The organism is Streptomyces sp. NPDC026377 (genome assembly GCF_055567715.1).
Window position 1 is genome coordinate 170,666 of sequence record NZ_JBVHPV010000001.1, and the last position, 19,566, is coordinate 190,231.

The following is a 19,566-nucleotide window of genomic DNA, read 5'->3' on the forward strand; positions in this document are numbered from 1 at the left end:
CCAGCCTCCGGACGGTGCCGTTCGCCCGGACCGGATCGGGCCCGGCCACGGGACTCGCACAGGCCCTTTCCCTACGATGGCGCGGTGACCAGTACTGCGCCGCAGACCCTTGAGGGCCATGACGCCGAAGATCCGCCGCCCGGCTGGCAGGACCGGCTGCGCCGCTTCGGCTACGCGGCCGGGCCGAGAACCGGCCTGCGCGAGCGGCTGGTGCCGCCGTACACCCGGCCGTCCGGCCGGCTCTGGGCGGCCCTGAGGGTCTCCCCGGCGACCGGCGAGCGCCTGGTGCGCTGGTCGGGCTGGGGCGGCCCGCTGCTGGTCACCCTGGTGGCGGGGGTGCTGCGGTTCTGGCGCCTCGGCAGCCCGGACGCGGTGATATTCGACGAGACGTACTACGCCAAGGACGCCTGGGCGCTCATCAACCGCGGCTACGAGGGCGCCTGGCCCAAGGACGTCGACAAGGCGGTCATCAAGGATCCCTCGTCGGTGCCGATCCCCACCGACCCGGGCTATGTGGTGCATCCGCCGGTCGGCAAGTACCTCATCGGCATCGGCGAGAAGTGGTTCGACTTCACGCCGTTCGGCTGGCGCTTCGTGATGGCGGTGCTGGGCACGCTCTCGGTGCTGATGCTCTGCCGGATCGGGCGTCGGCTCTTCCGCTCGACGTTCCTCGGCTGCCTGGCGGGCGCGCTGCTCGCCGTGGACGGGCTGCACTTCGTGATGAGCCGGATGGCCCTGCTCGACCTGGTGGTCATGTTCTTCGTGCTCGCCGCCTTCGGCTGTCTGCTGATCGACCGGGACCGGGCGCGCGCCCGGCTGGCGGCGGCGCTCCCCACGAACGAGGCGGGCGGTCTGCGCCCGGACACGGCGGTGGCGGAGGGCCTGCGCCTGGGGTGGCGCCCGTGGCGGATCGCGGCCGGGGTGATGCTGGGGCTGGCCTGCGGCACCAAGTGGAACGGCCTGTACGTCCTGGTCTTCTTCTGCGTCATGGCGGTGCTGTGGGACGCGGGCGCCCGCCGGACGGCCGGTGCGGCGCGGCCCTACCGCGCGGTGCTCCGCAGGGACGCCTTCCCTGCCTTCCTCTCCACGGTCCCGGTGGCGGTCCTGACGTATCTGGCCTCCTGGACCGGCTGGTTCATGACCGACAAGGGGTACTTCCGGGACTGGGCGCACGGCCGCGACGGCCTCTCCCCCGACCATGTGAAGCTGCCGCTGCTGGGCAGGGTGAGCCTGCCGCAGTTCGACATGGGCTGGATGCCGGAGTCGCTGCGCAGCCTGTGGCACTACGAGTCCGAGGTCTACAGCTTCCACGTCAACCTCACCGACCAGCACACCTACCAGTCCAACCCGTGGAGCTGGATCGTCCTGGGCCGCCCGGTCTCGTACTTCTACGAGAGCCCCTCCCCCGGCACCGACGGCTGCCCCTCCTCCACCACCGGCAAGTGCGCCCGCGAGGTACTGGCGCTCGGCACGCCGCTGCTGTGGTGGGCGGCGTGCTTCGCGCTCCTGTACGTGCTGTGGCGCTGGGCGTTCCGGCGCGACTGGCGGGCGGGCGCGATCGTCTGCGGCGTCGCGGCGGGCTATCTGCCCTGGTTCCTCTACCAGGAGCGGACGATCTTCTTCTTCTACGCGGTCGTCTTCGTGCCGTTCCTGTGCCTGGCGGTGGCGATGATGATCGGCGCGATCCTCGGGCCGCCGGGCTCGGACGAGCGGCGCCGGGCGGTGGGCGCGATCGGCGCGGGCGTGCTGGTGCTGCTGATCGTGTGGAACTTCATCTACTTCTGGCCGCTGTACACGGGCACGTCGATTCCGCTCGATTCCTGGCGGAACCGGATGTGGCTGGATACGTGGGTGTAGCTGGGTAGACACCCCGGGAGGGCGCGGCGGACAGCCGCGCCCTCCCGGTCGTTATTGGTCGCTGATGGCCGCTGTCGGCCGCCCTCGGACGGCCCGGAGACGGCCCGGTTGCGACACCACGGCAGTTTTACAATCTGCCCATAGGGCGCACAGAGCGGCACGCCCGACCTGCGCAAACGGCAGTCCCGAGCGCTCCGCGAGGGTTCCCCGGCCACGAATCGTCCACAGTGCTATCTCCGCCAGGCGTTCAAGGGGCCTTCCGCAGGGGCGATCGGTCAGCGCTCCAAGCACTGCGCATACAAGCCCCCAGGCCGCACATGCGCTGTAAAGTGAGGTGCGACACTGGGGAGGGTCATGCTGGGGTGGGAGTCCATCGCGCTCAAACTGGCTGGTAGTGCGCTCAGGGCGGCAAGCACAGCAATCGTCCGGGCAGTCACTGCGCCTAATCATGGAGCGCTTACGGCGCGCCATCCGGCCAAGGGTCGGATGATGAACAAGATCATCCCAGCTCGGCAAGTCCACGACAAGGACATTCAACACTTCTCCAAGTTCGTAACATCAGCACTCGAGCCCGTGATCGCTACGGAATTCCGGGGAATTCCGGATTACGAAGTTACGTCCGCGGCCGAAGCCGCCAATGCAGCATTTACTGCTACTAAGGTCGACATGTTCGACTGCAGCTTGGACCCGGCAACCTTCGCAGACACCGTAATCAAGGAAGCTGAGGACCAAACAGCCTGTCGGATGCTGAGTGAAAAAGGCGAACAGCTCTACCAGCGCATAATCTTCGAGTGTTCCGCGCAGGTAATACACTTCGTCTCCACTTGGCCCTCCTTCCTGGCAGTGGTCAGCAAAGAGCAACTTGCGCGAATCAATCAACTTTTGATCGAGACAGATCGCGTCCGTTGGGCGGTTAGTGGCGAAAAGGACACACATATCCGTCGGTTCGAAAGCAGATACAAGCGGTATGTGGTTCAGAAGCTCGACCAATTGGAACTTTTCGGACTAACTCTTGCCAACCCCGACGCTAGGACTTATCCGCTAAGTACCGCCTACATCAGCCTGGCCCTTGCCGACGCTGGAGCCCAGGGCCACACAGGTGCCATCGACGGAAGTCTGGCATTCGTCAATAAGACCACCCGGCCGGGAACGAGTGACGTTTCCGGAACGCCAGGGAGCCTACGCTCCGAGGCCGCCATTGCTGCATTCCCACGTGTACTGCTCCGCGGAGATGCTGGATCGGGGAAGAGCACTCTACTCTTCTGGCTTGCAGTTAATGCTGCGCGAGGAACGCTTGACGACGAGTTGCAGCCACTCGCTGAACATATTCCCTTCGTGCTACCGCTCCGCCGTTTTGCTGATAGAGAGCTGCCGGCACCCGAAGAGTTTTTGACGGAAATTGGCAGGAATCTGGCTGGGGAAATGCCTGGGGGTTGGGTTAACTCAGTCCTTCACACCGGACAAGCCTTAGTCCTAATAGATGGAGTTGACGAGCTCCCCGAGGCACGCCGCGAGGAGGCAAGAAAGTGGCTTCAGGACCTGATCTCCGTCTATCCGCAGTGCCGCTACATCGTAACTTCTCGCCCTGCCGCCGCCGAGGAAAAGTGGTTGGCGCGAGAGGGATTTGTTGCCCTTGACCTTCTACCTATGGGCAAAGGAGACATTGAAAACTTTATTCAGCATTGGCACCAAGCCGCCCGTGAAGCCATGGGCTCTAACGCGGGAAAAAGCGACGACAACGATCTCAATACATTTCAAGCGGAGCTGATCACACAAGTTAACACTCAGCGTCAACTGCGGCGATTGGCGTCTAACCCGCTTCTTTGTGCCCTTCTCTGCACCCTCAACCGTGACAGAAGAATGCAGCTTCCGCGTGGCCGCATGGAACTTTACGCAGCAGCTCTGGAGATGCTGCTCGTACGAAGAGACAACGAAAGGAAAATCGCCCACCCCAATGCCCCAAACCTCACTCTTCACCAAAAGAAGCGTATTCTTGGAAGCCTAGCTTATTGGCTGCTCAGGAACGGCTGGACAGACTGCACCAACACACAGGCTGTCGAGCAGACACAGACCGCTCTCAGCACAATGCCTGCGGTACACGACGACGCCGAGAGCGTCTATAAGTATCTGATGGTACGCAGCGGCGTACTGCGGATGCCGGTCGAGGGGCGGGTTGACTTTGTCCACCGTACCTTTCAGGAGTACCTTGCAGCGGAGAACCTTATAGCGCTTAACGATATTGGCGTTCTAATCGAGCATGCTCATCTAGATCAATGGCACGAGGCAGTGACCATGGCCATCGGCCATGCCCGCCCGAGCGAGCGGAAAAAAATCTTATCGGACCTTCTGGATCGAGGGGACCGAGAACCTCAGTTCACGACACGTCTACATTTGCTTGCCGCAGCCTGCCTTGAGAATGCCGACGAGCTTGACCCGGAAACGTATCGACGAGTTCGTGAGAGCGCAGAGCGCCTGATTCCGCCAACCAAATTTTCGGAGGCGAAAGAACTCGCGGCAGCCGGCGAGACGGTTCTGGCGCTTCTCCCGCGTTCACACAAGGGCGTTAAAGTCAATCAAGCTGCCTCCACGGTACGTGCCGCAGCCCTAATCGGCGGTGACGCTGCTCTTGAGTTGATCTCTTCATACGGCCCCGATAGCCGAGTCGCCGTCCAAAGAGAACTTGCCCGAAGCTGGAACCAGTTCGACGTTCGAGAATACGCCGTTCGCGTGTTGTCGAAGTCTCCTACTTTCAGGAGATCGCTCGACCTTAACTCCCCCGAAGTGCTTGACGTCATCGAGTACTTCAGCGATCTGATTCTACTGAACATCGGTTTTGCGATTAAAGACCTGAACTGGGTCAAAAAGCTTCCCCGTCTCAAGCACCTATATATCTCATCATACAGCGGTCGTTTTAACGACGACGAAATGACCTCCATCGCCCCCTTGCACGCCTTGAATATCCAGTTTTCTAGTGAGGAGGTGCTGAGCAGCTGCATGCCACGTATGGATCGCTTGGAGATGCTCACCTCCCTGACTGTGCGGGGTAGTTTCAACAGAACAGCTTCACCCATTCATCTTGGGGCTCTACCGACCATGACTGGTCTCAAAGAAATAAGCTTGATCCGATGCGCTGAGCGGCCTCTGACAGGGAGAGCGGACCGCTTTCCGGAACTTGAGGAGTTGTCGCTCCATTCGGTCAGAAATCTCGACCTACGAGGGATCAGCGCCTTCGCCGGCGTTAAGCGGCTGTCGATGCAGTTCTTCGAACGGATCGAAAATGCCGAAGAGTTGCGACGCCTTGAGTCCCTCGACACGGCCACCGTGCTGCTGCACCGTGGAGCGAAAGACTCCTTGCGTGAAATTGCAGCGCACGCTCACTCATTGCGTTTCTTGCAGGTGAGGGTTTTTTCGCCCAATTCATCATTTGTAGACCTCGACCTGTCATGCTTTTCTAAGCCTCGCAAGCTCAACATCAGCGTGATCGCATACGGCCCCGCTGAAGTGCACACAACTGGCGTCGGCGAGGGTATTAAGGTCCATGTGGCTCATCGAAAGTGGTGACGAACACGTACGGGCGGCGACTCACTCAGAAGCATGCGGGCCTTTCCCGCTACGCTGGTTCGCACCACAGCAGATCGGAGAGTGCTGCACGGATGGGACCGAAGACGACCAAGGTCTACGAGGCGCTTCACGCACGGGCAGGACTTCATCTACTTCTGGCCGCTGTACACGGGCACGTCGATTCCGCTCGATTCCTGGCGGAACCGGATGTGGCTGGATACCTGGGTCTGAGCCGCTGAGCGGTGTCCCGGTCCGGTAACGGGTGGGGCCGGTGTCACCGCTGTCACGTAATGTTCCTCCCAAAGCAAACTCTTGAACGCGTTCAAGAGACTCCTGGGGAGGGGCTGCGAGATGCGCAGTGGAGCGAAGGCCGCCATCGTCGGCGGTGTGTTCGTGGTCGTCGGCACCGGTGTGGTGTACGGCGGCTACCAGATGGTGTCCGGGGACGGCTCGTCCTCCGGTTCGCATACGCGGGCGGCGCCGGTACGGACCGGCCCGCCCAGCACCGACGAGATCACCGGGACCGCCCGGGCGTTCTTCGACGCCTGGACCAAGGGGGACGCGGCGGCGGCCTCCGTCCTGACCAACAACAACGCCGCCGCCCAGAGCGCGCTCGCCGCCTTCCACGACGAGGCGCACGTGGGCAAGGTGACGATCACGCCGGGGGCGGCCACGGGGGCGACCGTTCCGTACACGGTGAAGGCGGAGGTCTCCTACGAGGGGAAGACCGCGCCGCTCGACTACAGCTCCCGGCTCACCGTCGTGCGGGGCGTGAGCACCGGCAAGGCGCTGGTGGACTGGCAGCCGGCCGTCGTCCACCCGAAGCTGAAGCCGGGCGGGAAGCTGGTGACGGGGGCCGCCAAGAACCCCGAGATCGAGGCCGTGGACCACCGGGGGCGGGTGCTGACCAAGGAGAAGTACCCCTCGCTCGGGTTCGTCCTGGACGCGCTGCGCCAGAAGTACGGCGACAAGGTCAACGGCACGCCGGGCGTGGAGACCTGGATCGAGGGCGGCGCCGAGGGCGCACCGAACCAGACGCTGCTCACCCTGGCCAAGGGCAAGCCCGGCAAGCTGACGACGACGCTCGACGCGGACGTCCAGGCGGCGGCCGAGCAGGCCGTGAAGCAGTTCGCCGAGTCGTCGGTGGTGGCGATCGAGCCGACGAGCGGGGAGATCCGGGCCGTCGCGGACAACCGCAAGGACGGGTTCCCCGCCTCCCTCCAGGCGTCCGTGGCCCCCGGTTCCACCATGAAGATCGTCACCAGCGCGATGATCATCGCGAATGGCGTGGGCGGGGCGGACCAGCCGGTCGAGTGCCCGGCGACGGTCCCGTGGGAGGGCTACACCTTCCACAACCTCCACGACTTCACCATCGCGCACGGCACCCTGACCGACGCCTTCGCGCAGTCCTGCAACACCGCCTTCATCAAGCCGGTCAAGCCGCTCACCGGCAAGGGGATCGCCGGAACCGCGCTCGGCCAGACCGCCCGGGACTACTTCGGCCTCGGCCAGAACAACTGGAAGCTCGGCGGCGTGAAGTCCTTCGACGGCCGCGTCCCGGACTCCTCCGGCGTGGAGACCGCCGCCTCCTACATCGGCCAGGGCAAGGTCCAGATGAGCCCGCTCGACATGGCGTCCATATCGGCCACCGTCATCGGCGGCGGGTTCCGCCAGCCGGTGATCGTGCCGAAATCCCTGGACGACCGGGAACTGGCCACCGCAAGGCCGCTGCCCGACGCCCTCGCCAAGCAGCTCCGGCAGATGATGCACGCGGCGACCACCGGCAGCGGGACCGCCGTCAAGGCGATGGCGGGGGTGCCCGGGCCCAAGGGCGCCAAGACCGGCTCGGCCGAGGTGGACCAGCAGGGCACGTCCAACAGCTGGTTCACCGGGTACGGCAACGGCCTCGCCGCGGCGGCCCTCGTCCAGTCCGGCGGCCACGGCGGGGACGCGGCGGGACCGGTCGTGGCGCGGGTGCTGCGGGCGGGGTGAGTGCCGGGGGGCGCGGCGGCCCGGGGGGCGCCGTGGCCCGGGGTGCGCGGGGGCCCGGGGAAACGACCTCGCGTGCTGCGCACGGCTCCCACTAGCCTGCGGGGGCATGAGCGCTCAAGAATCCCCCGCCCACCCCCAGTTCGCCGAGGCGCTGCGCGCCCTCGGGCTCGATGTGGAGGTACGCCGCTTCCCGGACGCGACCAGGACCGCCGTGGAGGCTGCCGCCGCCATCGGCTGCGATGTCAGCGAGATCGTGAAGTCGCTGGTCTTCGAGGTGGACGGCGTCCCGGTGATCGTCCTGATGGACGGCTCGTCACGGGTGGACGTGGAGCTCGTACGGCGTGAGCTGGGCGCGGAGAAGGTACGGCGGGCCGGGGCCGACCTCGTCCGGGAGACGACCGGTTACGCGATCGGGGGCGTCCCGCCCTTCGGCCATGTCCGCCGCACCCGGGTCCTCGCCGACCGCGCGCTCCTCGACCACGCGGTGGTCTGGGCGGCGGCGGGCACGCCCCACACCGTCTTCCCGCTCGACCCCAAGACGCTGATCGGGTACGCGGGCGGGGCGCTGGCCGACGTACGCGAGCGCACGGCGTGAGCCTGGCGGCCGCCGGCCGTCCGGGGCATCGCCCCCAAGCCCCCTTCTTCCGCCTGCGGACCGTGCTGGCTTGCTCGCGCAGTTCCCCGCGCCCCTGAGCACCACGGGGCTGCGCCCCTGTGCCCGTCTTTCGCCTGCGGACCGTGCTGGCTTGCTCGCGCAGTTCCCCGCGCCCCCAGGCACCCAGGGGCGCGGGGAACTGCGCGCTCAGCCACCCGACCACCCGCAGCCGAGCCGAAAGGTCACGCCCCGAAGGGGCGTTTCAAGGGGCGCGGGGAACTGCGCGAGCAACCCACCACCGGCCCGCACACAAACACCCGGCCCGAAAGCGCCGCAGGGAACCGCCCGGCCGGCGCACCACCGGGGCGTACGCGAACACCCCTCCCGGCAGGGGTGAAGGGGGCCCGGGAAGAATTCGGTTTTGGTGCCGCGTTCAATGGGGCGAGACGCGTCGGGCCCGGCGCCGGCAGGAACAGGAGCGGAACCGTGGACGCGCAGGGATCGACGGACCCGGGGTACGAACCCGTCCGGGACGCCTTCGTCCGGAACTTCACCCACCGCGGCGACCAGGGCGCGGCCGTCGCCGTCTACCGGCACGGCCGCAAGGTCGTCGACCTGTGGGGCGGGACCAAGGACGTCGACGGGCACGCGCCGTGGGCCGTGGACACCGCCCAGATCGTCCGCTCGGCCACCAAGGGCGTGGCCGCCGCCGTCCCCCTCCTCCTCCACCAGCGCGGCCAGCTGGACCTGGACGCACCCGTCGCCACGTACTGGCCCGAGTTCAAGGCCCACGGCAAGGACCGCGCCCTCGTCCGCCACCTCCTCTCCCACCGCGCCGGCGTCCCCGCCCTCGACCGCCCCCTCACCCCGGCCGAGGCCGCCGACGATGCCTCGGGGGCGGAAGCGGTCGCCGCGCAGGCGCCGTTCTGGGAGCCGGGGACGGAGCACGGGTACCACGCCCAGACGTACAGCTGGCTGCTCGCCGAGCTCGTCCGCCGCGTCACCGGCCGCACCATCGGCCGCTGGGTCGCCGAGGAGATCGCCCGGCCGCTGGGGGCCGACCTCTGGATCGGGCTGCCGGCGGAGGAGGCCCCGAGGGTGGGGCGCGTGGGAGCCGTGGAGGCACCCCGCGCTCCCGGCGGCATCACCCTGCGCCCCAAGCCCGCCGTCGCCGCCGCCTACGCCGACCCCGCCTCCCTCACCCGCCGCGCCTTCGGCGCCATCGACCCGCTGCCGGACGAGAACGACCCGGCCTACCGCGCCGCCGAACTCCCCGCCTCCGCAGGGATTTCGACCGCACGCGGCCTCGCCCGCTTCTACGCCGCCACCATCGGGGAGGTCGACGGGCGGCGCCTCTTCGCCCCCGCCACCGTCGCCCTCGCCCGTACCGAGGAGTCCAGCGGCCCCGACCGCGTCCTCGTCGTCAACACCCGCTTCGGCCTGGGCTACATGCTCCACGGCCCCGCGTCCCCGCTCCTGGGCCCCGGCTCCTTCGGGCACCCGGGCCGCGGCGGCTCCCTGGGGTTCGCCGACCCGGAGTCCGGCATCGCCTTCGGCTACGTCACCAACGGCCACCAGAAGGGCGTCACCGCCGACCCGCGCGCCCAGGCCCTGGTGCGCGCGGTCCGGGAGGCCATCACCCCGTAAGCCCGGTTACGCCTTCGCCGCCGCCGCCCGCGGGTCGAAGCCGAACGGCAGCTCCAGGCGGTGCGTGCGCATCAGTTCCTCGTCCGCCAGGACGTCCGCCGTCCGGCCGTCCGCCGCGATCGTGCCCCCGCTGAGGATCACCGAACGGCCGCACAGCTCAAGGGCGTACGGCAGGTCGTGCGTGACCATCAGGACGGTGACGTCCAGCGCCCGCAGGATGTCGGCCAGTTCGCGCCTGGACGCGGGGTCCAGGTTGGACGAGGGCTCGTCCAGGACCAGGATCTCCGGCTCCATCGCGAGCACCGTCGCCACCGCGACCCGGCGGCGCTGGCCGAAGGAGAGGTGGTGCGGGGGGCGGTCGGCGTACTCCGCCATCCCCACCCGCTCCAGCGCGGTACGCACCCGCGCCTCCAGCTCCGGCCCCCGCATCCCGGACGCCGCCGGGCCGAACGCCACGTCCTCGCGGACGGTCGGCATGAACAGCTGGTCGTCGGGGTCCTGGAAGACGATGCCGACCCGGCGCCGGATCTCGGCGAGGTTGCGCTTCTCCACGGGCAGCCCGGCCACCTTCACCGACCCCGCGCCCCCGACGAGGATGCCGTTGAGGTGCAGGACCAGCGTGGTCTTGCCCGCGCCGTTGGGGCCGAGCAGCGCGACCCGCTCACCGCGCCCCACGGTCAGGTCGACCCCGAACAGGGCCTGGTGGCCGTCGGGGTAGGCGAAGGCCAGCCCGCTCACCTCCAGGGAGGCGGGAGAAGCAGAAGGACCGGAAGAGGTCACCGACGTGTTCACAGAGTCCACCCCAACAGACAGATCACCAGAGCCGACGCGGGGAGCACCGCCGCGTAACGCCATTGCGCACCGGTCGCCGTCACCTCGTCGATGACCGGCATCGAACCCGCGTACCCGCGGCTGACCATGGCCAGATGGACGCGCTCACCACGCTCGTAGGAGCGGATGAAGAGCGCGCCCGCCGACTTGGCGAGGACGCTCCAGGCCTTCAGCCCCTTCGCCTCGAACCCGCGCGAGCGGCGGGCGATCGACATCCGGCGCATCTCGTCGGTGATCACGTCACCGTAGCGGATCATGAACGACGCGATCTGGACCAGCAGCGACGGGAGTTTGAGCCGCTGCAGGCCGAGGAGCAGGGCCCGCAGGTCGGTCGTGGACGCCAGGATCACCGAGGCGGCGACCCCGAGCGTGCCCTTGGCCAGGACGTTCCAGGCGCCCCACAGCCCGTTCACGCTCATCGGCACCCCGAGCACGTGCACCTGCTCGCCCGGCACCACGAACGGCATCAGCACCGCGAACGTCACGAACGGGATCTCGATCAGCAGCCGCTTGAGCAGGAAGAGCGCCGGGATGCGGGCGGTGGCCGCCACCGTGGCGAGCAGGACCGCGTACAGCCCGAAGGCCCAGACCGCCTCGCGCGGGGTCGAGACGACCACGATGACGAAGAGGAAGACGGCCGCCAGCTTGCAGTGCGGGGGCAGGTCGTGGACCGGCGAGGTGTCCTGCCGGTAGAGCTTGTGCGCGTGGCCCGCGCCCATCTCAGACCTTCTCCTTCTCGGGGAGGGAGGTGGGCGTGGCCTCGGCGGTGCCCCTGCGGCGGCGCACGGCCCAGAAGATCCCGCTGCCGGCCCCGATCGTCACCCCGACGCCGATCATGCCCGCGAGGCCGGTGGCCACCCGGTCGTCGCCGATGTCCTTCACCGAGTAGCCCGCGAGCGGGGAGTCCTCGGCGGCGTGCTTCTTCTCCTGGGTGTCGATGCCCTTGTCGTGGGCGACCTTCTCCAGGCCGTCGGGGGAGGCGGAGGCGTAGAAGGAGAAGAAACCGGCCAGCAGGAGGGCGGCGACGGCGAAGGCCGCGCGGACCCTGTGCGTGGACCTGGCCCCCGTGGGTACGGGCTCGGGGGCGGGGGCGTCGACCAGTTCGCCGCCGATCCGCAGCTTCAGCGGGGCGTGCAGGCCGCGGGCCCCGTGGACGAGGTCGGGCCGTACGGCGATGACCGCGCCCACGGTGAGCGCGGTGATGGCCGCCTCGCCGATGCCGATCAGGACGTGCACGCCGACCATCGCGGTGAGCACCTTGCCGAGCGGTACGTCGGTGGTGCCGCCGACCGCGTAGATCGCGGTGAAGGCGAGGGCGGCGGCCGGGACGGAGAGGAGGGCGGCGACGAAGGTGGCCGCGGTGACGGAGCTCCGCCTGCGCGGCAGCATCTTCACCAGGCCGCGGAAGACGGTGTACGCCACGACCGTCGTCACGATCGCCATGTCGGTGATGTTGACGCCGAGCGCGGTGAGACCGCCGTCGGCGAAGAGGATGCCCTGCATGAGAAGCACGACGGAGACACAGAGGACGCCGGTGTACGGGCCGACGAGTATCGCCGCGAGCGCGCCGCCGAGCAGATGGCCGCTGGTGCCCGCGGCCACGGGGAAGTTCAGCATCTGCACGGCGAAGATGAACGCCGCGACGAGTCCCGCGAGCGGGGCCGTCTTCTCGTCGAGTTCACGTCGGGCCCCGCGCAGGCTGACCGCGATGGCGGCCGCCGCGCCGACTCCGGCTACCGCGGAGACGGGGGCGTTGATGAATCCGTCCGGGACATGCATGGGTGCTCTCCGCTGGGCCTGGATGGCTGGAACCGATCGAGTGAACCGCTCGATGATAGTCGTGCACCTGCGAACGGGTCGCAAGAGCGCACGCGTGAGATTTACCAACCGTTCTCGCGCCCGGCACGCCCCTGAAAATATGGGACATTTGATGTCAAAGCACATGATGGATCGCGCAGAGTGAGTGTGAGGAGCGACCGATGTCCCCCGCCGTCGAGGAACACGCCCACGCGAGGATCGTCTCGGATGCCCCGCACCACCGACCGGTTCCGGTCGCCCTGCGCTACGACCCGGCCGCGGACCCCCTGACCGTGTGCTTCGCCTTCCCCGGTGGCAACGAGTGGGTCTTGCCCCGCTCGCTCCTGGAGGCGGGGCTGCGCCGGCCGGCCCGCCGCGGCGACATCGTCGTCTGGCCCTGCGGGCGGGCCCAGGCCGTCGTGGAGTTCCACTCCCCGGACGGAGTAGCGGTGGTCCAGTTCGACAGCTCGCCCCTGGTCCGCTTTCTGCGGCACACCTACAGCGTGACGCCCGCGCCGAGCGGACGGCCGTAGTCGCCCCGGCGTAGCCGGAGGTACGCAGCGAAAGAGCCGGCCCCTACGCGTGATGCGTAGGGGCCGGCTCGCCGCACGGTCCCGTCCCCACAGGCCGTGGGCGTCACGGGGGGTGTCCCGCGGATCAGACGCGCGTCAGCTCGCGGTCGTCGTCGCCGTCGGACGCCTTAGCCGCGTGGGCCTTGAGGCCCTCGCCCTCGACGTCGACGTTGGGCAGGATCTTGTTGAGCCAGCCCGGCAGCCACCAGGCCTTCGCGCCGAGCAGCGCGAGCACCGCCGGGACGATGGCCATCCGGACCACGAAGGCGTCGAAGAAGACCGCGATCGCCAGGGCGAAGCCGATCATCTTGATCATCTGGTCGCTGGCCCCGATGAAGCCGGAGAAGACCGCGATCATGATCACCGCGGCGGCCGTGACCACCCGGGCGCCGTGCCGGAAACCGGTCACGATCGCCTGGCCGGGACGCTCGCCGTGGACGAACGCCTCGCGCATCCGGGTGACGAGGAAGACCTCGTAGTCCATGGCCAGACCGAAGACCACGCCCACCATGAAGATCGGCATCATCGACATGATCGGGCCGGGGTTCTCCACCCCGAACAGCCCGCCGAGCCAGCCCCACTGGAAGACCGCGACGACCGCGCCGAGGGCGGCGACCACCGAGAGCAGGAAGCCGAGGGCCGCCTTGAGCGGGACCAGGACCGAGCGGAAGACCACCATCAGGAGCAGGAAGGCCAGGCCCACCACGAGCGCCAGATAGGGCAGCAGCGCGTCGTTCATGCGCTTGGAGAAGTCGATGTTCATCGCGGTCGCGCCGGTGACCAGGACCTCGGCCTTGGTCTCGGACCTGATGTCCTTGCCCGCGTCCCGGATCGACTGGACCAGGTCCTCGGTCTCCGTGGAGGAGGGCTTGGACTTCGGGACGACCGTGATGGTCGCGGTGTCGCCCGCCTTGTTCAGGGCGGGCGCCATGACCTCGGCGACGTCGGGCAGCTTCTTGATGGTGTCGGAGGTGCGGTCGGCCGCGGCCTTGGCACCGCCGGACGCCCCGGCGCCGTCCACGACGATCATCAGCGGGCCGTTGAAGCCCGGGCCGAAGCCGTCGGAGAGCGTGTCGTAGGCGCGGCGCTGGGTCGTCGAGGTCGGCTGCGAGCCGTCGTCGGGCAGACCCATCTCCAGGGAGGCGGCCGGGATGGCGATGGCGCCGAGCCCGATCACACCGGCGAGCAGCACCCAGATGGGCCTGCGCAGCACGAAGCTGGACCAGCGGGTGCCCATGTTCGGCTTGGTCTCGCCGGGCGCCTCGGCCGTACCGTCCGCACCGGCCTCCATCTTCTTGCGGGTGCGGCGCCCGAAGACGCGCTTGCCCGCGAAGCCGAGCACCGCCGGGATGAGGGTGAGCGCGATCAGGACCGCGATCACGACCGTACCGGCCGCGGCGAAGCCCATCTTGGTGAGCATCGGGATGTTGACGACCGCGAGGCCGCACAGCGCGATGACGACGGTCAGACCGGCGAAGACGACCGCGGAACCGGCAGTTCCGACGGCCCGGCCGATGGCTTCCTCGCGCTCGCGGCCCTCCCGGAGCTCGGCCCGGTAGCGCGAGACGATGAAGAGGGCGTAGTCGATGCCGACCGCGAGGCCGATCATCGAGGCCAGCGTCGAGGTGGTGTTGCCGAGGTCCAGGACGTTGGCGAGCGCGGTGATGGTCGAGACGCCGATGCCGACGCCGATGATGGCGGTGATCAGCGGAAGACCCGCCGCGATCAGCGAGCCGAAGGTGATCATCAGCACGATGCCGGCGATCACCACACCGATGATCTCGCCGGAGCCCGTCTCGGGCTTGGCCTGGAGCGCGTCACCGCCGATCTCGACGGTGAGCCCGGCCTTCTCGGCGGCCTTGCCGGAGTCCTCCAGCGCCTCACGGTCGCTGTCCTCCAGGGCCATGCCGTTGACCTTGTACTTCACGGATATGTACGCGGTCGAGCCGTCCTTGGAGACGGCGTTGGCCTGGTACGGGTCGGTCACCGAGGCGACCTGCTTCGAGCCCTTGGGCAGCTCGGCGAGGACCTTCTCGACCTCGGCCTTGCCGGCCGGGTCCTTCATGGACTTGCCGGCCGGGGCCTTGAAGACGATACGGGCGGTGGCGCCGTCGGCGCTGCCGCCGGGGAAGCGCTCCTCCAGCAGGTCGAAGGCCTTCTGGGCCTCGGTGCCCGGCATCGAGAAGGAGCTGGCGGAAGGAGTGGAGGCGGACGCGGCGCCGAATCCGGCGAGGAACAGCAGCGCCACCCACACGAGGGCGACATAGCGGCGGCGCCGGAAGGCGAATCTGCCGAGTCGGTAGAGGAACGTGGCCACGAGGGCGTACTCCCGGTCGGTCGTTGGCTTACAGGGCGTGGATAACCAGCCCGACGACGAGAGCGGCGTACGTCAGGTGGGGCAGGTTGGTGGGGAGCTAGACGGGATCGCCGAGGGCGGGGAGGACCACGGCGTCGATGTAGTTTCCGAGGAAGGCCTTGTCGATCGTCCTGTCCTCGACGAGCTGCCGGGCGACGAAGGCGCCGACCAGCATGTGTACGACATAGGGGAGCGCGGGACAGTCCGCGCGGACCTCGCCGCGTTCCACCGCGCGCCGCAGCACCTGGTCGAGGCCGGTGATCTCCGGCTCGATCAGCACCTCGCGCAGCGCCTGGTGGAGGTCCGGGTTGTCGTGGACGGCGCGCATCAGACCCCGCATCAGGGCGGAGTCCTTCTCCAGCTTGCAGTCGTCCTCAAGACCGACCAGCGCGTGGAAGTCGCGGCGCAGCGAACCGGTGTCGATCTCGTGGAGAGCGACCGGCTTGTTGTGCCGCAGCGCCCGCGCGACCAGCTCCGGCTTGTTCCCCCACTGACGGTAGAGGGTCGCCTTGCTGGAGCGGGTACGGGCGGCGACGGCGTCCATCGTCAGGGCGTCGTAGCCGACCTCGCGCAGCAGGTCGAGCACCGACTCGTACAGCTCCGCCTCACGCTCGGCGGTGAGCCTGCCTGCCATCTCCTCGACCTCCCATCCGAACGAAACGGTTTCGTACTCGTCAGACGATATCGCCGGAGCTGATCGAAACGAAACCGTTTCGCTTGTGTTCTGTGCCACAACTGGCAGGGCTCCATAAGTTGCCGCACCCCCGCGGCGCGGAAAGCATTGACGAGTGAGCGACGCACCCGAGGCCGACCAGCAGCCGGCGCCCGTCACCGACGGCGCCTACCTCCGCTTCCCCCATCTCCACGACGACCTGCTCTGCTTCGCCGCCGAGGACGATCTGTGGGTGGCGCCCCTGGTCCCGGCCGGCCACCGCCCCTCGCGGGCCTGGCGGATCACCGTGGACCGCACCAAGGTCAGCCACCCCCGGTTCTCCCCCGACGGCTCCCGGATCGCCTACACGACCTGGCGCAGCCTGGACCCGGAGATCCATCTGGCCCCGGTCGACGGCGGCCCGGCCCGGCGGCTGACCTACTGGGGCTCGCCCGACACCCGGGTCTGCGGCTGGACCCCGGACGGCCACATCCTGGCCGTCTCCTCGCACGGCCAGCCCTTCTCGTACTTCTCCTGGGCCTACAGCGTCCCCACCGACGGCTCCCCCGGCGGCCGGCTGCCCTGGGGCCCGGTCTCCGACATCGCCTGCGCCGACCTCGACGGCGAGCGCCGCACCCTGCTGCTCACCGGCAAGCCGCCGCACGAGCCCGCCGCCTGGAAGCGCTACCGGGGCGGCGCCATGGGCCGGCTGTGGCTGCACGGCGAGCGTCTCCTGCCGGACATCGGCGGCCATCTCGACTCGGTGATGTTCGTGGGCGACCGGATCGCCTTCCTCTGCGACCACGAGGGCGTCGGCAACCTCTACTCCTGCCGGCCCGACGGCTCCGACCTGCGCCGCCACACCGACCACGACGAGTACTACGCCCGGCACGCCTCCTCGGACGGGCGCCGGGTGGTCTACCAGTGCGCGGGCGACCTGTGGATCGTGGACGCGCTCACCCCCGACTCCGTCCCGCGCCGCCTGGACGTGCGCCTGGGCGGCCCGCGCGCCGGACGGCGTACGTACCAGGTGCCCGCCGCCAGCCATGTGGACGCGCTCTCGGTCGACACCACCGGCCGGGCCAGCGCGGTCGTGGTGCGCGGCAGCCTGTACTGGCTCACCCACCGCGACGGCCCGGCCCGCACGATCGCCGACACCCCCGGGGTCCGCGTCCGCCTGCCCGAGATGCTCGGCACCGGCGGCCAGGTGGCGTACGTGACGGACGCGGACGGCGAGGACGCGGTGGAGATCGCCTATCTGCCCCGGGCCAGCGGCGAGCGCGCGCCGAGGCGGCTGGCCTCCGGCGAGCTCGGCCGGGTCCAGGAGCTGATCGCGGACGCGGAGGGCGAGCGCCTGGCGATCGCCTCGCACGACGGCCGGCTGCTGCTGCTCGACGCCACCGAGGAGTCCGACGGCGAGGTCACCGAGCTGATCCGCTCGATCAACGGGCCCGTGCGCGACCTGGCGTTCTCCCCGGACGGGTGCTGGCTGACCTGGTCGCACCCGGGGATCGGCCGCTCGCTGCGCCAGATCAAGATGGCCCGGATCGCCGGTCCCGGCGCCCGGGTGATCGTGGACGTCACCAACGGCCGCTTCGAGGACGAGAACCCTGTCTTCACCCGGGACGGCCGCTATCTGGCGTTCCTCTCCTGGCGCGGCTTCGACCCGGTCTACGACGTCCACACCGGCGACCTCTCCTTCCCGCTCGGCTGCCGGCCGTACCTGGTCCCGCTCTCCTCGGCCACCCCCTCGCCCTTCGCGCTGCTGCCCGACGGGCGCCCGGCGGCGGGCGGGCTCGACCCGCTGGAGGAGTCGGGCGACGGCACGGTCACGGTGGAGGTGGAGGGCCTGGAGAGCAGGGTCACGCCGTTCCCGGTGGCCGCCTCCAAGTACTCGGCGCTGCACCCGGTCTCCGGCGGCGGCCTGGTGTGGCTGCGCTGGCCGATCTCGGGGGCGCTGGGCGAGACCTTCGCCAACCCGGCGGACACCTCGGGGCGGCCGACCCTGGAGCACTTCGACATCACCAAGGCCCGCAAGACCGAACTCGTCGACCACCTCGACTGGTTCGCGGTGAGCGGCGACGGCAGCCGGCTGGTCGTCGTCGACGAGGGCGACCTGCGCGCCGTGCCCGCCACCGAGTCCGGGGACACCGACTCCACCGTCTACCTCGATCTGCGCCGGATCCTGCACGAGGTGGACCCGCCCTCGGAGTGGCGTCAGGCCTACGACGAGGCGGGCCGGATCATCCGCGCCTACTTCTGGGAGCCGCACATGTGCGGCATCGACTGGAAGGCGGTCCTCGACCAGTACCGCCCGCTGGTCGAGCGGGTCGCCTCCCCCGACGAGTTCGCCGACCTGCTGCGCGAGGTGCTGGGCGAGCTGGGCACCTCGCACGCGTACGTCTCGGCCGCCCGCAGGAACGAGGGCCCGCCCCACTACCAGCGCCCCCAGGGGCTCCTCGGCGCCAACCTGGTCCACCGCGAGGGGGGCTGGATGGTCCGGCGCATCCTGCCCGGCGACTCCTCCGACTCCAAGGCCCGCTCCCCGCTGGCCGGCACCGGTATCCGCGAGGGCGCGGTGCTCACCCATGTCGACGGGCGCCCGGTGGACCCGGTGGCGGGCCCCTACCCGCTGCTCGCGGGCGCGGGCGGCACCACCGTCGAGCTCACCTTCCGGCCCGCCGGGGGCGAGGGGCGCGCCCGCCGGGTCGCGGTGGTCCCGCTGGTGGACGAGCGCCCGCTGCGCTACCAGGACTGGGTGGCCAAGCGCCGTGCGGTGGTACGGGAGCTGAGCGGCGGCAAGTGCGGCTACCTCCACATCCCGGACATGGGCGGTTCGGGCTGGGCCCAGTTCAACCGGGACCTGCGCCTGGAGATGTCCCGCCCGGCGCTGATCGTGGACGTACGCGGCAACGCGGGCGGCCACATCAGCGAGCTGGTGATCGAGAAGCTCACCCGCAAGATCATCGGCTGGGACCTGACCCGGGACGCCCAGCCGGTCAGTTACGCCTCCAACGCCCCCCGGGGCCCGGTGGTGGCCCTCGCCGACGAGGCGACCTCCTCCGACGGCGACATGATCACCGCCGCCTTCCGGCTGCTCGGTCTCGGCCCGGTGGTCGGCCAGCGCACCTGGGGCGGGGTGGTCGGCATGACCGGCCGCCACACGCTGGGGGACGGCACGGTGATCACGGTGCCGATGAACGCGGCCTGGTTCGACGGCTACCAGTGGTCCATCGAGAACCACGGGGTCGAGCCGGACCTGGAGATCCTGCGCACGCCGCTGGACTGGGCGGAGGGGCGGCATGCCCAGCTGGACGACGCGGTCCGGCTGGCGCTGGACCTCCTGCACGGAACGCCCGCGGCCATCCCGCCCGGATACACGGACGCCCCGGACCGACGACGGCCCGAGCTACCCCCGCGAAGCGGCTAGCGCCTCGGCCGCTCAATGGCCCGGTTTTCGTCCGCGGGCCGGTGGCGGGCTGGTCGCGCAGTTCCCCGCGCCCCTGGGCATCCAGAGGCGCCGCAATCCCCTGGGCGCCCCGCAGGGGCGCATTCAAGGGGCGCGGGGAACTGCGCGACCAGCCACATACGGCCCCCAGACAAGAACCGGGCCCTGAAGGGGGGCGGGGAACTGCGCGAGCAACCCACCACCGGCCCGCAGCCGAAAACCGGGCCCTGAAGGGGCGCGGGGAACTGCGCGAGCAAC

At 69.2% G+C, this 19,566-nt stretch carries 12 protein-coding genes; 7 read left to right on the top strand and 5 right to left on the bottom strand.

The genetic code is table 11. The annotated features are described in order from the left end of the window. The first annotated feature begins 84 nt into the window (after window positions 1–84). The 5 genes from ACZ4MU_RS00665 (at window position 85) to ACZ4MU_RS00685 (ending at window position 9,652) form a co-directional block, all read left to right on the top strand. Window positions 85–1,857, top strand: coding sequence for a dolichyl-phosphate-mannose--protein mannosyltransferase (locus ACZ4MU_RS00665; protein ID WP_467869292.1), 1,773 nt, complete (start codon window positions 85–87; stop codon window positions 1,855–1,857). A 354-nt stretch (window positions 1,858–2,211) separates the two neighbouring features. Beyond that, window positions 2,212–5,418 carry an NACHT domain-containing protein gene (locus ACZ4MU_RS00670; RefSeq protein ID WP_467869294.1) on the top strand — a complete coding sequence of 1,069 codons (3,207 nt, stop codon included), beginning with the start codon at window positions 2,212–2,214 and terminating at the stop codon, window positions 5,416–5,418. A gap of 351 nt (window positions 5,419–5,769) precedes the next feature. Then, on the top strand, window positions 5,770–7,410 hold the full coding sequence (locus ACZ4MU_RS00675) for a penicillin-binding transpeptidase domain-containing protein (protein WP_467869296.1): 1,641 nt from the start codon (window positions 5,770–5,772) through the stop codon (window positions 7,408–7,410). Between the two features lie 106 nt (window positions 7,411–7,516). After that, a complete protein-coding gene (locus ACZ4MU_RS00680; protein WP_467869298.1) occupies window positions 7,517–8,005 on the top strand; it encodes a YbaK/EbsC family protein in 489 nt (162 codons plus the stop codon). 486 nt (window positions 8,006–8,491) lie between these two features. Continuing rightward, window positions 8,492–9,652, top strand: a complete 1,161-nt coding sequence (locus tag ACZ4MU_RS00685; protein WP_467869300.1) for a serine hydrolase domain-containing protein — start codon at window positions 8,492–8,494, stop codon at window positions 9,650–9,652. Between the two features lie 6 nt (window positions 9,653–9,658). Here the strand turns inward: ACZ4MU_RS00685 and ACZ4MU_RS00690 are convergent, their stop codons facing one another. From ACZ4MU_RS00690 to ACZ4MU_RS00700, 3 genes are read right to left on the bottom strand one after another with little or no spacing between them, the layout of a single operon-like run. Continuing rightward, complete coding sequence (locus tag ACZ4MU_RS00690) at window positions 9,659–10,465, bottom strand: energy-coupling factor ABC transporter ATP-binding protein (RefSeq protein WP_467870560.1); 807 nt, start codon at window positions 10,463–10,465, stop codon at window positions 9,659–9,661. After that, the gene (cbiQ, locus tag ACZ4MU_RS00695; RefSeq protein WP_467869302.1) at window positions 10,441–11,202 is read right to left on the bottom strand and encodes a cobalt ECF transporter T component CbiQ; all 762 of its coding nucleotides are present in this window, start codon (window positions 11,200–11,202) and stop codon (window positions 10,441–10,443) included. The genes ACZ4MU_RS00690 and cbiQ overlap by 25 nt, the downstream gene beginning before the upstream one ends. Window position 11,203: 1 nt before the next feature. Continuing rightward, entirely contained in the window at window positions 11,204–12,262 is a 1,059-nt protein-coding gene (locus ACZ4MU_RS00700; protein WP_467869304.1) for an energy-coupling factor ABC transporter permease, read from the bottom strand. A gap of 200 nt (window positions 12,263–12,462) precedes the next feature. On the opposite strand from ACZ4MU_RS00700, the gene ACZ4MU_RS00705 reads away from it, so the two are divergent. Further along, window positions 12,463–12,813 (top strand): SsgA family sporulation/cell division regulator, encoded by a 351-nt coding sequence (locus ACZ4MU_RS00705; protein WP_467869306.1) that lies wholly within the window; start codon window positions 12,463–12,465, stop codon window positions 12,811–12,813. A 124-nt stretch (window positions 12,814–12,937) separates the two neighbouring features. Here ACZ4MU_RS00705 and ACZ4MU_RS00710 read toward each other — a convergent pair whose 3' ends face one another. Together ACZ4MU_RS00710 and ACZ4MU_RS00715 are read right to left on the bottom strand one after the other, a co-directional pair. Next, window positions 12,938–15,169, bottom strand: coding sequence for an MMPL family transporter (locus tag ACZ4MU_RS00710; RefSeq protein ID WP_467869308.1), 2,232 nt, complete (start codon window positions 15,167–15,169; stop codon window positions 12,938–12,940). Between the two features lie 97 nt (window positions 15,170–15,266). Next, complete coding sequence (locus tag ACZ4MU_RS00715; protein WP_467869310.1) at window positions 15,267–15,842, bottom strand: TetR/AcrR family transcriptional regulator; 576 nt, start codon at window positions 15,840–15,842, stop codon at window positions 15,267–15,269. A 154-nt stretch (window positions 15,843–15,996) separates the two neighbouring features. Here ACZ4MU_RS00715 and ACZ4MU_RS00720 point away from each other — a divergent pair, with 154 nt between their 5' ends. Beyond that, window positions 15,997–19,290 (top strand): S41 family peptidase, encoded by a 3,294-nt coding sequence (locus tag ACZ4MU_RS00720; protein WP_467869312.1) that lies wholly within the window; start codon window positions 15,997–15,999, stop codon window positions 19,288–19,290. The last annotated feature ends 276 nt before the right edge of the window (window positions 19,291–19,566 follow it).